Here is a 12011-nt window from a genome sequence, read left to right as displayed (position 1 = left end):
CGGCGCAGCTCAGCCGGTTCGCGGACGCAGGCGGTATTCTTCCACCGGCTCGCCGCCGATCAGGTGCCGCTGGATGATCTGCTCCAGCACGTCCTCGTTGCAGGAGTGATACCAGACCCCGTCCGGCCAGACCACCGCGACCGGGCCGGCATAGCAGATGCGCAGGCAGTCCGCCTTGGTCCGTGCCACCCCGCCGCGCCCGTCGAGGCCGAGCTGCTTGAGCCGCTTCTTGAGGTACTTCCAGGCCGCCTGGCCCTTCTCGGGCGAGCAGCACTCCCCCTTCTGCGGCTCCGCGCAGATGAAGATGTGGCGCTGGATGGCGTCTCCGCCGGCCTTGGCCAGAGCCACTTCGGCCTTCTCGATCTCGCGCGCGTCGCTCATGGCCGCAGCCTCCATTGCGCGACCCGCTCCAGGAAGGTGGCCGGCAGCGGCGCCGGGCCCTGCGTGTCGACGGTGACCATGGTGCTGCGCGCAAAGGCGACGATGCGCTCCTGCTGGGTGACCAGCTGGACCAGCCGATGGCTGGTGCGACCGGCATCCTCGACCGCGCAGTGCAGGGTCAACGGATCGGGATAGTGGCCTTCGCCGAGATACTCGATGGCGACGCTGACGATCATCGAGGAGAGGCCGACGAGCCCCTCGCGATAGCCGCTGGCGCGGTGGAAGCGGACGCGTCCGTCCTCCAGCAGGCCGGCCAACGCGACGTTGTTGATGTGCAGGTTGACGTCGAGGTCGCCGAAGCGCGGCTCGATGCTGCAGGAAAACGGATAGCGCTGGGGGTCGAGCAGCGCGGGTTCGGGCTTGGGCATAGGTGGCGAAGGTAGGAAGCCGCGGCCCCGCGGTCCAGTGCGCTGTGCCTGGGAGTAGGCGATCAGCCCTTCTTGCCGACGATCCGGGCGATCTCGGCGGCGACCAGCCGCTCGACCATGGGGGGCAGGTTGCGGTCCAGCCACTCGGCCAGGGCGGGCCGCAGCAGCTCGCGCGTCAGCCCTTCCAGCGAGGTCTCGCCGGACCGGACGATCTGCGGCGGGGCACCGGGCTCCGACAGCATCGCCAGCGCCGCCAGCGATTCGCGCATCGATTCGCGCGCCTGCGGCTGCACCAGCGGCGCATCGTCCTCGCCGGGGGCGGAGATCTGCGCCCCTTCCTGAAGTTCCAGCACATCGTCCTCCTCGGCCCGCGCAACGCTGCCGGAGCGGGCGGTAGGGCGCGCTTCGAGGCCGCTGTCGCGGGCGATGACCTGCTTGATCGACTGGAGGATCTCCTCGACCGAAGGCTCACCGTTCTGCCGCATTCCACCAAGTCCCCGTTTGCGCCGGCGCGGAGCCCTGCCCCGATTCGGGATCAAGGCTCCTGCGGCGCAGGAATCTCGCCGTCCTGCACCGGTGTGTCAACGGTGCGCGTGGAACGTGCCACCGGCGCAGGATCGTCGTCCCAGTCGAACACCTTGCCGCGCACGCGCTCGTAGTTGAGCTCCGGGTCGTAGAGCATGCCCCCGTCAAGGTTCAGGTCGCGCGCCTCGGCCCGGCCCATCGCCGCCAGCAGGGTGAAGCCGGCGACGTAGGCGTTGCGCCGCGCGGTCACCAGCGTGACCTGCGCGTTCAGCAGCTCCTGCTCGGCGTTGAGGATGTCGAGGATGGTGCGGTTGCCCACCGAGTTCTCCGCGCGCACGCCCTCCAGGCTCAGCGTGGCCGCGTCCACCGCCACCTGCGAGGAGCGGATCAGGTCGTTGGATGCGACGTAGGAGGTGTAGGCGGAGCGGACCTGCGCGATGACGTCGCGCTCGGCGGCGATCTCCTGCTCCAGCGCGGCGGAGGCGTTGGCCTGGGCCTGCCGGCGCTGCGCGGCGGGGAGGCCGCCCTGGAAGATCGGGATCGAGATCTGCGCGCCGGCCTGCGCGGCGGTGTCGGTCTGCGACACGCCGGAGCTGGGCACGCCGCGCGCCAGCGTGTTCAGGTAGTTGTTGTAGCTGCCCTGCCCGAACAGGCGCACCGTGGGCAGGCGCCCTGCCCCGGCGACGTCGATGTCCTTGTCCGCCGCCCGGCTGCGTTCGCGCGCGGCGATCAGGTCCGGGTTCGCGTCGAGCGCGATGGCCGCCGCATCGTCCGGCGTGCCCGGCAGGTTGGGCAGCGGCGGCGGCGCGTCGAGCGTGCCCGGCGCCCGGCCGACGAGGCGGATGTAGGTTTCCCGCGCCGAGGCCAGGTTGGCTTCGGCGGTGCGCAGGTCGCTCTGCGCCACGGCGAGGCGCGACTGCGACTGCGCCACGTCGGTGCGGGTGAGGTCGCCGATCTCGAAGCGGTCGCTCGTCGCCTGCAGGTTGGTCTGCAGCACGCTGACGTTCTTGCGGTTGAGCCCGACGAGCGCCTCGGTGCGGATCACGTCCATGTAGGCGGCGACGACTTGCGAGAAGACGGAGGCCTCCGTCGCGCGCAGGTCTGCCTGGCCCGCCTCCACGCGGATCTTCGCGGCCTTGATGCGGTTCTTCACCGCCCCGCCCGAATAGATAGGCACGCCAAGGTCAGCGCCGGCGCTGAGGACGCGAAGCGGTGCGTTGAACGAGTTCTCGCTCTGCTTGAGATACTCGGTGTAGGTGCCGTTGGCGCTCGCCGAGGGCAGACCTGCGGACCGCGCGATCGGCACGTTCTCGTCGTTGGCGCGCTGCTGTGCGCGCGCCGCTTCCAACGTGGGGTTGGTCTGGTAGGCGGAAACCAGCGCGTCACGCAGGGTGTCGGCCTGCGCCGGAGCGCCCGCCGTCATGGCTATCAGACATCCCCCCGCGAGCAGCCCGGCGCGCTTTGCGAACCGGGCCATGCTCAGAAGCTCCAGCGTTTGGGGGGAGCGAATTCGGGCAGGATCGGGATGCCGATCTCGGCGAGCGGCAGCAGCGAGACCGTGCCGGCCGCCTTGGTCCCGGCGGCAAGGCGGGTGACGCCGCGCACCACGAGCCCGGTGACCAGGCGCCCGCCTTCGACCAGGCGCTCGGCCAGCTGGCCGGGAAGCGCCTCGATCGCCCCATCGACGACGATGAGCGTATAGCCGCCCTCACCCTCCTGGACACCCTCGGCGGGCGCGACCGCGTCGAGCGATGCGACCAGCGGGCGCAGCAGCGCCGCCAGGTAGCCCGCGCCATCGCCGACGAGCAGCGCCTTGTCCTGCTGCGTGGGTGCCGCTTCCGACAGCATCTTGCCCTGGACCAGCGGCGCGGCCAGGAACCGGCCGTCGCCGAGCGGGATCGCACGGTCGATATAAGCGGCATCGCGCAGCGCTGCGGGCACGTAGTCCTCCCGAGCGACGCTCGCCATGGCTTCAAGCACCCACGGCTCGTTCACGCCGCTGGTGCGCAGCTGGCTGGAGATCATGGCGTGGCGGGCATCGGCGAGACCGGCGCTTCCGGGCGCCGAGCGATCCTCGGTCAAGGTCATCAGGTGCAGTTCCCTCACTCGCTCGCGGCGATGCGGAGGACAAGCCAACCGGACCGCGAATACGGCAGTTATGGGGCGCTTCTATGCGAACCCGCCGGGCAGGCCAAGCCATTTGCATCGACGCCTGTCGATCCGCGCAAGTGCTTTGACGATCACGCCCCTGCACCCTATGGGGGCCGCAGTTTGACGTTATCCGCCAGAACGGGAGCGCATTTTCCATGACCGAAATGGTGACCATTCGCGAAGAGGACCTGATCGAGTCCGTCGCCGACGCCCTCCAGTACATCAGCTACTATCACCCGATGGACTACATCCGCGCGCTCGGCGAGGCCTACGAGGCCGAGCAGGGGCCGGCGGCGCGCGACGCCATCGCGCAGATCCTGACGAACAGCCGCATGTGCGCCGAGGGTCACCGCCCGATCTGCCAGGACACCGGCATCGTCAACGTGTTCATCGAGTGGGGGCAGAACTGCCGCCTCGAATCCGATCGCTCGCTCCAGGACGTGGTCGACGACGGCGTGCGCCGCGCCTACAACCACCCCGAGAACAAGCTGCGCGCCTCGGTGCTCGCCGATCCCGCCTTCACCCGCCGCAACACCAAGGACAACACTCCTTGCGTGCTGTCGGTGACCATGGTGCCGGGCTCGAAGATCTCGGTCGACGTCGCGGCCAAGGGCGGCGGCTCGGAGAACAAGTCCAAGTTCAAGATGATGAACCCGAGCGACTCCATCGTCGACTGGGTGGTCGAGATGCTGCCGCAGATGGGCGCCGGCTGGTGTCCGCCCGGCATGCTGGGCATCGGCATCGGCGGCACCGCCGAGCACTGCGTCAAGCTCGCCAAGCAGAGCCTGATGGAGCCGATCGACATGGCGCAGCTCAAGGCGCGCGGCCCGCAGAACGACATCGAGGCGCTGCGCATCGAGATCTTCGACAAGGTCAATGCGCTGGGTATCGGCGCGCAGGGCCTCGGCGGCCTCGCCACCATCCTCGACGTCAAGATCCTCGACTGGCCGTGCCATGCCGCCGGCAAGCCCGTCGCCATGATCCCGAACTGCGCCGCCACGCGCCACGCGCACTTCACGCTCGACGGCTCGGGCCCGAGCTTCCTCGAGACGCCCAAGCTGGACGAATGGCCGCAGGTCCACTGGACCCCCAGCGCCGAGGCGAAGAAGGTCGATCTCGACACGCTCACTGCCGAGGAGGTCCAGAGCTGGAAGCAGGGCGACCGCCTGCTGCTCAACGGCAAGATGCTCACCGGCCGCGACGCGGCGCACAAGCGCATCTCCGACATGCTGGCCCGCGGCGAGGCGCTGCCGGTCGATTTCAAGGGCCGCGTGATCTACTACGTGGGACCCGTCGATCCGGTGCGCGACGAGGTCGTCGGCCCGGCTGGCCCGACTACCGCCACCCGCATGGACAAGTTCTCCGACACGATGCTCGACCTCGGGCTTCTCGCCAGCGTGGGCAAGTCGGAGCGCGGCCCGGCGGCGACGCAGTCGATCGCCCAGCACAAGTCTGCCTATCTCATGGCGGTGGGCGGCGCCGCCTACCTCGTCGCGCGCGCGATCAAGGAGGCCCGGGTCGTCGGGTTCGAGGACCTGGGCATGGAGGCGATCTACGAGTTCACCGTCCAGGACATGCCGGTGACCGTGGCGGTCGATTCCGAAGGCAACAACGTCCACACGCTGGCGCCGCAGCACTGGAAGGACAAGATCGCCCGCGAAGCGCTGCTGGCCTGACCCGCCAGCCCTCGCCGCCCGCCGTCCCGGACTGGCCACCGGGACGGCGCCGGCGCTCGACGAACGATCGACCGCGCCCGACAGGCGGCGCTGGCGTGGCCGCCCCGATCCGGGCTATGCCGGTCTGTCATGACGGATGTCGCTCCTCAACCGCGCGTACCGGCGCGGATCGTCCTGCTTTCGCTCGCCGCGCTCTGGGCCTGCTACTTCATCGTGGCGTCGCTGCGCGGCGCCTTCCTGGGGTTCGACCCCGGTTGGGCGATGATCTCGAGGCGGCTGACCAGCTGCATCCTCTCGATGCTCATCATGGTCGCCGTCTGGCCGCTCCTGCAACTGCTCGACCGCAAGTCGGGCGGGACGCGGCTGGCCATCGTGCTGATCGGAGCGCTCCCGCTTTCGCTGCTGCTCAGCCTCATCAACGACGTCATCTTCGCCGACATCCAGACCACCGCCATCTATGGCGACGAGGAGGATGCCGCCGCGATCGCGGCAGGCAACGTGCGGATCTCGCGCGACGAGGCGGGCAATATCCTGGTGGACCTGCCCCAGCCCCCCGCCCCGCCGGCACCGCCGCCGCCCGGTGCGACGGCCAGCGAAAGCCCGCCGCCGCCGCCTTCGCCTCCCTCCGATGCGGACGAGGATGACGGCTCCGCCATCACCATCCACACCGGCCAGGCGCTCGGGCAGGACCTCGGCCGCTGGGCCGCCATCGCCGACACCGCCTCGGGCCGCTACTTCCTGGTCCTCGCCTGGGTCGCGCTCTATTTCGCGCTGGTCAAGGTGGAGGAGGCCCGTGCCGCCGAGCGGCGCGAGGGCGAGTACCGCCGTGCGGCCGAAGCGGCGGAATTGCGTTCGCTGCGCTACCAGGTCAATCCGCATTTCCTCTTCAACACGCTGAACTCCTTATCGGCGCTGGTGATGACGGGGCGGCAGGACGATGCCGAAGAAATGATCCAGACGCTGTCGACCTTCTATCGCCGCACCCTCTCGGGAGATCCCACCAATGACTTGCGGCTGGTGGACGAGATCGAGCTACAGCGGCTCTACTTCGCGATCGAGGCGGTGCGCTTTCCCAATCGACTGCTGACGAACATTGATGTTGACGACGCCGTTCTGGGTGCGAAGGTTCCCGGGATGATCCTGCAGCCGCTCGTGGAGAACTCCGTGAAGTATGCCGTGGCCGCCACCCAGCGTCCGGTGACGATCTCCATCGACGCCCACCGCGAGGGCGACCAGCTTGTCGTCGTGGTGCGCGACGATGGGCCCGGCACCCAGTCCAGCAAGGCCGAAGGCTGCGGCATCGGCCTGGCCAACGTGCGCGACCGGTTGCGCGCCCGCTACGGAACGGCGGCCTCGATCCGGTTCGGGCGGCAGGCCGACGGCGGTTTCGCCACGACCCTGCGCATGCCACTGCAGGTCGACAATGGCTGAGGACGGCGGCGCTGTGCCGCCCGCGCTGCGGACCCTCATCGTCGACGACGAGCCGCTCGCGGTCGAGCGCCTGCAGGTCATCTGCGCGCGCATCGACGGGGTCTCGGTGATCGGGACCGCCAGCGATGGACAGGCGGCGCTGCGCCTGATCGACGCGCTCGGCCCCGATCTGGTGCTGCTCGACCTGACAATGCCCGAGACCGACGGCCTGACCGTGGCCCGGCGGCTGGGCGAGCGGGACGATGCCCCCGCGGTCATCTTCGTCACCGCCCACGACGAGTTTGCGGTCGAGGCCTTCGACCTGGAGGCGGTGGACTATGTGCTCAAGCCCGTGGCGCCCGATCGCCTGCAAAGGGCGGTGGCGCGCGTGATCTCGCGCCGGGGCGAGCGGGCGCCGGCGCCGGCGGCCCCGGCCAGCCGCTGGCTCGACGAATTCTGGGTCCCGCACCGCTCCGAACTCGTGCGCATCGCCGCGGCGGAAGTGCAGCGGATCGACGCCGAGCGCGACTACGTGCGGCTTCATGTGGCGGGGCAGAGCTACCTGCTCCTGCAGACGATCACCGGTCTCGAGGAGCGGCTGGACCCCGAGCGCTTCATCCGCATCCACCGCAGCTGCATCCTGCAGCGCAGCCATGTCTCGGGACTGCGGCACGAGGGGCTGGGCGTCTGGTCGGCCGAGACGACGGACGGGCAGGTGCTGCGGATTGGCCGTACTTACCTTCCGGCCGTAAAGAAAATGGCGGGCCGCTAGGGCCCGCCAGTCTGTTTTCCGGGTTTCTTCTTTTGGGACCTGGTTGAGGCGGATTTCGCGGCGCGGGCTCAGCCGCCGAGGCGGGTGTCGCCGGCGCCGTCGATGGCGGTGGCGACCTGCGCACGAACCTGGGCGAGCGCCTGCTTGTAGCAACCGGCGTCGACGCTGGCGCTGAGGTGGGTGCCGGTGGTGGGGCGCTGCGCGCGGCAGACGCTGCGGGCAGCGGCCTGGAGGCGGTTTTCCAGCGTCTTCTGGCCGGCGTCGGTGGTGAGATCGAGATCGCTGTAGCGCACCTGCGCGGTCGCGGCGAAAGCGGTCGGAGCGGAGAACAGGCCGACGGTGCAGAGAGCGGCGGCGACGATGGCGTTGGTCTTGAACATGGTACTTTCCTCCTCACGTGAGCCGCGGGGAAGCATGTTTCCGTCCGGCTCGATGAGTGTGATGTGCCCCGTCCCGCGCCGCGATTCACGCTGAGGTCGACTGCCCGTCATGCCGCTTCGACGAAGGCATCAGGCGCCGGACGAACGACGTTTGCGGCCGACGAACGACGTTCCGGGCGCCGGTTCGGGGGGCGAATGGGTGCGGCACGCGAGTCGGCCCGGGGCGAGACTTCGCCACGTCGCTCGGCCCGGCTCTGTCGAAAGGCCCCTTCCCCTTCCGCGCCACGCGAGCGGCCGCGCACGACGGGAACCGGGGGCCGGTTCGGGGGCTTTTGGGCGCATGGCACATGCTCCGATCGATCACCGCGGAAAGGTCTGGCTGGTCTGCAACCGGGCCAGCGGCAGCAATGACGATGCAGCCCTGGAGGAACTCCTCGCCGCCTTTGCGCAGGCGGGTTTCGCGGTCGACCGGGTGATCCGCTTCCCGGACGAACCCGCCCCCCGGCGGGACGACATGGATGCCGCGGGCGTCGGCCTCCTGTCGGTGTTCGGGGGCGACGGCACCACCCATTCCGTGGTGACCTCCGCCTGCGGCTGGGAGGGGCCGATCCTGGTGCTGCCGGGCGGGACCATGAACCTCCTGGCCAAGCGCATGCACGGTGACGTGCCCGCGCCCGAGATCGTCGCCCGGCTCCCCCGCGCGCCGCTGCGCACCGAGCGCCCGACGGTGATCCGCTCCCGCCACGGCGTCGGCCTGACGGGCGCGCTCGCCGGCCCCGGCACGATCTGGAACGAAGTGCGCGAAGCGATGCGGGCTTCGAAAATCCTAGAGTTCGTCGCCACCGCCGGGCAGGCGATCACCCATTCCGCCACCGCTCCCAAGGTGACCTGCGCGGAGGTCGACTGCGGGCGGGAGGACGGCTATGCCGCGATCACGATCACGCCGGAAGAAGATGGGCTCTATGCGAACGGCTACTATGCCGAATCGCTGGCGGACTACGCCGGGCAGGGCATCGCCTTGCTCAACCGGGACTTTCGTAAGGGCCCGCACGATGAACTCGGGCATCATCGGCGCCTGCGCCTGGTCTGCCCGGCCGGCGAGCCGATGGGCCTGCTCATCGACGGTGAGCCGTTCGACGGCGCGGCGGAAGAAGAGTTCGAGATCGGCACTTGTGACGTGGATCTGGTGACGACGAAGGAGTTCGACGGATAATGCACGGTAAGGCCGCCTCCCTGCACGACGGTCCGCTGCGGCTGTTCCACCTCAGCGACATCCACTTCGGGCTGGAGGATCGCCGCGCGCTCGATTGGGCGAAAGCCTGCATCGAGCGGGAAAAGCCCCACGCCGTCGCCATCACCGGCGACCTGACGATGCGCGCGCGCCATCCGGAATTCCGCGCCGCCTGCGCGTGGATCACCGCGCTCGACGTCCCGGTCACGGTGGAGGTGGGGAACCACGACATCCCCTACTTCAACCTCTACGAGCGGTTCTTCGCACCCTACAAGCGGTTCAAGGCGATCGAGCGTCTGGTCGAATCGCAGCTGGACCTGCCGAACCTCGCGATCGTGCCGCTGCGCACCACCACGCGCGCGCAGTACCAGCGCTTCCCTTGGTCCAACGGCTGGGTGACCGACCATGCCCTGGACCAGACGCTGGCCGCGATCGACGCGCTTCCGGCCGGCACCCGGGTGCTGGTGGCCGCGCACCATCCGCTCACCGAGCGCAGGGCGGATGGCAAGCTGCTGACCATCAATGGCACGCGAACGATGGAAGTCCTGGCCGGGCGCAAGGTCCTCGGCATTCTCAGCGGGCACGTGCACGATCCGTTCGACCTCACCGAGCAGACCCCCGCGGGACCGCTGCGGATGATCGGGGCGGGCACCCTCTCGCTGCGGATCCGCTCGACCCCGCCGAGCTTCAACGAAATCATCATCGCCGGGGATTCGGTGCAGGTGAAGGCGCGCAACCTGGAAAAGGTGCCGACGCCCGCGATGCAGATCGATGCGGTGCCGGAGAACGCCCTACCCCCGCGCCAGCCGCAGGAGCCGGTCGCGCCGGTCGCCACGGTGCCCCCGGTCGATCCGCCGGTGCATTGAGTCCGCGACCGTTCCGCGTGGTCGGGGCGTGAGCCGTCCCGGCAGCAAAGAGGCCGCGCCGTCTGAGGACGACGCGGCCTCTTTGCTGTTTCACGTGGAACTCAGTAGTCGTGGTCGATGTCGCCGATGCCGTTCATCTGGCTGCGCAGCACCGCAGGCTTGCGAACGAGCGTCACGTTGCCGGCGCCGTTGATCTCCACGTCGACGACGCCGGTGGCGCCCAGGGTGACGCTGCCCACGCCGTCGATCCGGATCGTCGCGTCGCGCGCCGCAACCTTCCCGAGGTCGAGGTTGCCGGCGCCGTCGGACGACACCGACATCCGGTTGACGCGACCGTCGGCGTCCAGGTCGATCGCCCCTTGCGCCGCGATGCGCAGGGCCTCCTGGTCGAGGCCGTGGAGCTTCACCGCGCCGGGTGCGTCGAGGTCGAGCCCGGCGATCTCGGGCGCGGTGATGCGGACCTTGAGACCGTGGCGGATGCGGGCGCTGCCATTGAGCGAGAGGCGTCCGCCTTCCCAGACCAGGCGGTCGACCACGTCGGCCGGACCTTCGACGGTCATCTCGGCCTTGTCGCCTCGGGTGAACACCAGGTCCACCGGCACTTCCATGGCGAGCTGGCTGCCGGACTGGACGGCGAAGACACGGGTCTTGCGCGGGCCGTGATGGTCATCGTCGTCATCGGGACCGATGTGCCAGTCCCATCCCTTGCGGTTCACGTCGTCGCGCAGCTTGTCGCCGCCGGCCAGCCAGGCCGCGCTGAAGGCGATGATCGAGAGGATCACGCCGCTGGCGAATACGATGAGCAGTTTCCTGAGCATCTCTTGGTTCCTCCTTCTTCGCTTCAGTCTTCGGAATGGATGGCGGGCTCGAGCACGCGGTAGTGCAGGCGGCCGAACCACATGAGGGCATTGACGATCCAGATGCCGACCAGGGTCAGCAGCGCGCCGGCGGCGACGGCCGCGCTCATCAGGCCGAGGCCGCCCAGGATCGCCACCAGCGGGCCGCCCGGAAAGCCGCTGAACGGCCCCGCGATCAGCACGAAGCCGCCGCCGATGAAGGTTGCCACCACCGCCACGAACAGCCCGAACATCACGCCCAGCACCGGCAGCACGATCGGCAGCAGGATCAGGATGTCGATGGTCGCCAGCCCCATGAAGGCCAGGATCGCCGACCACGCCGAGGACGGCGTCCGCTCGGTCTTCCAGTTGCGCATGCCCGTCTCGAACCGCAGTTCGCGCGCCAGGCGGCCGGGGTTACCCAGCGCCGCGGCGACCTCCTCCTCGCTGCGCCCTTCCCTCAGGCCGGCGTCGAAGTGCTCCTCGTAGTCGGCGACGATCTCGTCGACGATGTCCTGCGGCATGCCCTTCAGGCCGGCCTTCAGGCGCTTGATGAACTCGTTACGCTTCATGGCTGGATTCCCCTTCCTGCACGGGCGCGCTGGGCTCGATGGTGGCGGCTGCGATCAGCGTGTCGACGGCGGCGGTGAAGCCGCGCCACTCCCCCACCTGCTCCGACAGCCGAGAGCGGCCGGTTTCGGTGATGCGGTAATACTTGCGCGAGGGACCGGAGGGCGATTCCTCCAGGTACGTCGCGACGAGGCCTTCGGACTGCATGCGGCGCATCAGCGGGTAGATCGTGCCCTCGCCCATATCGACCGCGTCCGCCATGCGGCTCGCGATCTCGTAGGCATAGCTGTCGCCGCGCGACAGCAGGGCAAGAACGCACAGGCCGAGCACCCCCTTCTTCAACTGGATTTCGATTTCGGACATCGAATCATCTCCTGCGGATGACGACGATGTATAGACAGCTACCATGTGATGCAAGATACCATGTGAAGAAATGTACATGGTGACGCAAGATACCTTGCCATGACCCAGTCCGGTGCCGCTTTCCACCCGCCCTTCGCCCCGCTATCCCGGCGGCATGGAGACGCCGTTCCATCCTCCGGTGAAGCGTTCGGTGGAGATCGCCGGGCACAAGACCTCGATCAGCCTCGAGCCGGTGTTCTGGGACCTGCTCCGGCAAGCGGCTGCGCGTGAGGGAATTCCGATCAACGCGCTGGTGGCGCGGATCGACGCGGAGCGGCTCGAAGCGCCCGTGCCGCCTGGGCTGGCGGGCGCGCTGCGGGTATGGCTGGCAACCCGCGCCTGTCGCTAGAGCGTGATCTTGTTTGAGTGAATCGTAAGGGGGA

The 12011-nt window shown here is 69.1% G+C and carries 15 protein-coding genes; 6 read left to right on the top strand and 9 right to left on the bottom strand.

Annotated elements, in window-relative coordinates; all coding sequences use genetic code 11:
* Positions 1 to 9: 9 nt before the first annotated feature.
* The 5 genes from ACFFJC_RS18305 to ACFFJC_RS18285 all read right to left on the bottom strand — a co-directional run bounded on the left by ACFFJC_RS18305 (position 10) and on the right by ACFFJC_RS18285 (position 3422).
* A complete protein-coding gene (locus ACFFJC_RS18305) occupies positions 10 to 381 on the bottom strand; it encodes a (2Fe-2S) ferredoxin domain-containing protein (RefSeq protein WP_379488833.1) in 372 nt (123 codons plus the stop codon).
* Positions 378 to 809: an acyl-CoA thioesterase gene (locus ACFFJC_RS18300; RefSeq protein WP_379488832.1), complete on the bottom strand. Its 432-nt coding sequence runs from the start codon at positions 807 to 809 to the stop codon at positions 378 to 380. The genes ACFFJC_RS18305 and ACFFJC_RS18300 overlap by 4 nt, the downstream gene beginning before the upstream one ends.
* A gap of 62 nt (positions 810 to 871) precedes the next feature.
* On the bottom strand, positions 872 to 1294 hold the full coding sequence (locus ACFFJC_RS18295) for a DUF2497 domain-containing protein (RefSeq protein ID WP_379488831.1): 423 nt from the start codon (positions 1292 to 1294) through the stop codon (positions 872 to 874).
* Between the two features lie 50 nt (positions 1295 to 1344).
* Positions 1345 to 2811: a TolC family outer membrane protein gene (locus ACFFJC_RS18290; RefSeq protein ID WP_379488830.1), complete on the bottom strand. Its 1467-nt coding sequence runs from the start codon at positions 2809 to 2811 to the stop codon at positions 1345 to 1347.
* Positions 2812 to 2813: 2 nt separating this feature from the next.
* Complete coding sequence (locus ACFFJC_RS18285; RefSeq protein WP_379488829.1) at positions 2814 to 3422, bottom strand: protein-L-isoaspartate O-methyltransferase family protein; 609 nt, start codon at positions 3420 to 3422, stop codon at positions 2814 to 2816.
* 218 nt (positions 3423 to 3640) lie between these two features.
* Here ACFFJC_RS18285 and ACFFJC_RS18280 point away from each other — a divergent pair, with 218 nt between their 5' ends.
* From ACFFJC_RS18280 to ACFFJC_RS18270, 3 genes are all read left to right on the top strand, one after another.
* Positions 3641 to 5161, top strand: coding sequence for a fumarate hydratase (locus ACFFJC_RS18280; protein ID WP_379488828.1), 1521 nt, complete (start codon positions 3641 to 3643; stop codon positions 5159 to 5161).
* Positions 5162 to 5290: 129 nt separating this feature from the next.
* A complete protein-coding gene (locus ACFFJC_RS18275; RefSeq protein ID WP_379488827.1) occupies positions 5291 to 6592 on the top strand; it encodes a sensor histidine kinase in 1302 nt (433 codons plus the stop codon).
* Positions 6585 to 7343, top strand: a complete 759-nt coding sequence (locus ACFFJC_RS18270) for a LytR/AlgR family response regulator transcription factor (protein ID WP_379488826.1) — start codon at positions 6585 to 6587, stop codon at positions 7341 to 7343. The genes ACFFJC_RS18275 and ACFFJC_RS18270 overlap by 8 nt, the downstream gene beginning before the upstream one ends.
* A gap of 68 nt (positions 7344 to 7411) precedes the next feature.
* On the opposite strand, the gene ACFFJC_RS18265 is transcribed toward ACFFJC_RS18270, so the two are convergent.
* Positions 7412 to 7723, bottom strand: a complete 312-nt coding sequence (locus ACFFJC_RS18265) for a UrcA family protein (RefSeq protein WP_379488825.1) — start codon at positions 7721 to 7723, stop codon at positions 7412 to 7414.
* Between the two features lie 340 nt (positions 7724 to 8063).
* On the opposite strand from ACFFJC_RS18265, the gene ACFFJC_RS18260 reads away from it, so the two are divergent.
* Together ACFFJC_RS18260 and ACFFJC_RS18255 are read left to right on the top strand one after the other, a co-directional pair.
* Positions 8064 to 8936 carry a diacylglycerol kinase family protein gene (locus ACFFJC_RS18260; RefSeq protein WP_379488824.1) on the top strand — a complete coding sequence of 291 codons (873 nt, stop codon included), beginning with the start codon at positions 8064 to 8066 and terminating at the stop codon, positions 8934 to 8936.
* The gene (locus tag ACFFJC_RS18255) at positions 8936 to 9820 is read left to right on the top strand and encodes a metallophosphoesterase family protein (protein ID WP_379488823.1); all 885 of its coding nucleotides are present in this window, start codon (positions 8936 to 8938) and stop codon (positions 9818 to 9820) included. Before ACFFJC_RS18260 ends, ACFFJC_RS18255 begins: the two co-directional genes overlap by 1 nt.
* A gap of 101 nt (positions 9821 to 9921) precedes the next feature.
* Here ACFFJC_RS18255 and ACFFJC_RS18250 read toward each other — a convergent pair whose 3' ends face one another.
* The 3 genes from ACFFJC_RS18250 to ACFFJC_RS18240 are packed head-to-tail and all read right to left on the bottom strand — an operon-like array spanning position 9922 to position 11589.
* Positions 9922 to 10638, bottom strand: a complete 717-nt coding sequence (locus tag ACFFJC_RS18250; RefSeq protein WP_379488822.1) for a GIN domain-containing protein — start codon at positions 10636 to 10638, stop codon at positions 9922 to 9924.
* A gap of 23 nt (positions 10639 to 10661) precedes the next feature.
* Positions 10662 to 11228 (bottom strand): DUF1700 domain-containing protein, encoded by a 567-nt coding sequence (locus ACFFJC_RS18245; protein ID WP_379488821.1) that lies wholly within the window; start codon positions 11226 to 11228, stop codon positions 10662 to 10664.
* Complete coding sequence (locus ACFFJC_RS18240; protein WP_379488820.1) at positions 11218 to 11589, bottom strand: PadR family transcriptional regulator; 372 nt, start codon at positions 11587 to 11589, stop codon at positions 11218 to 11220. Before ACFFJC_RS18240 ends, ACFFJC_RS18245 begins: the two co-directional genes overlap by 11 nt.
* Positions 11590 to 11743: 154 nt before the next feature.
* On the opposite strand from ACFFJC_RS18240, the gene ACFFJC_RS18235 reads away from it, so the two are divergent.
* The gene (locus tag ACFFJC_RS18235; RefSeq protein ID WP_379488946.1) at positions 11744 to 11977 is read left to right on the top strand and encodes a ribbon-helix-helix domain-containing protein; all 234 of its coding nucleotides are present in this window, start codon (positions 11744 to 11746) and stop codon (positions 11975 to 11977) included.
* Positions 11978 to 12011: the final 34 nt, after the last annotated feature.

The sequence above is a fragment of the Novosphingobium soli genome (assembly GCF_042432915.1).
GTDB lineage: Bacteria > Pseudomonadota > Alphaproteobacteria > Sphingomonadales > Sphingomonadaceae > Novosphingobium > Novosphingobium soli.
Note: the sequence above shows the minus strand (reverse complement) of the source record. Positions and strands in the feature narration are given on the sequence as shown.

Bases quoted from the DNA above. Each gene is read 5' to 3' on its own strand.
- ACFFJC_RS18305 (WP_379488833.1), bottom strand. From the start codon at position 381: ATGAGCGACGCGCGCGAGATCGAGAAGGCCGAAGTGGCTCTGGCCAAG.
- ACFFJC_RS18300 (WP_379488832.1), bottom strand. From the start codon at position 809: ATGCCCAAGCCCGAACCCGCGCTGCTCGACCCCCAGCGCTATCCGTTT.
- ACFFJC_RS18295 (WP_379488831.1), bottom strand. From the start codon at position 1,294: ATGCGGCAGAACGGTGAGCCTTCGGTCGAGGAGATCCTCCAGTCGATC.
- ACFFJC_RS18290 (WP_379488830.1), bottom strand. From the start codon at position 2,811: ATGGCCCGGTTCGCAAAGCGCGCCGGGCTGCTCGCGGGGGGATGTCTG.
- ACFFJC_RS18285 (WP_379488829.1), bottom strand. From the start codon at position 3,422: ATGACCTTGACCGAGGATCGCTCGGCGCCCGGAAGCGCCGGTCTCGCC.
- ACFFJC_RS18280 (WP_379488828.1), top strand. From the start codon at position 3,641: ATGACCGAAATGGTGACCATTCGCGAAGAGGACCTGATCGAGTCCGTC.
- ACFFJC_RS18275 (WP_379488827.1), top strand. From the start codon at position 5,291: ATGACGGATGTCGCTCCTCAACCGCGCGTACCGGCGCGGATCGTCCTG.
- ACFFJC_RS18270 (WP_379488826.1), top strand. From the start codon at position 6,585: ATGGCTGAGGACGGCGGCGCTGTGCCGCCCGCGCTGCGGACCCTCATC.
- ACFFJC_RS18265 (WP_379488825.1), bottom strand. From the start codon at position 7,723: ATGTTCAAGACCAACGCCATCGTCGCCGCCGCTCTCTGCACCGTCGGC.
- ACFFJC_RS18260 (WP_379488824.1), top strand. From the start codon at position 8,064: ATGGCACATGCTCCGATCGATCACCGCGGAAAGGTCTGGCTGGTCTGC.
- ACFFJC_RS18255 (WP_379488823.1), top strand. From the start codon at position 8,936: ATGCACGGTAAGGCCGCCTCCCTGCACGACGGTCCGCTGCGGCTGTTC.
- ACFFJC_RS18250 (WP_379488822.1), bottom strand. From the start codon at position 10,638: ATGCTCAGGAAACTGCTCATCGTATTCGCCAGCGGCGTGATCCTCTCG.
- ACFFJC_RS18245 (WP_379488821.1), bottom strand. From the start codon at position 11,228: ATGAAGCGTAACGAGTTCATCAAGCGCCTGAAGGCCGGCCTGAAGGGC.
- ACFFJC_RS18240 (WP_379488820.1), bottom strand. From the start codon at position 11,589: ATGTCCGAAATCGAAATCCAGTTGAAGAAGGGGGTGCTCGGCCTGTGC.
- ACFFJC_RS18235 (WP_379488946.1), top strand. From the start codon at position 11,744: ATGGAGACGCCGTTCCATCCTCCGGTGAAGCGTTCGGTGGAGATCGCC.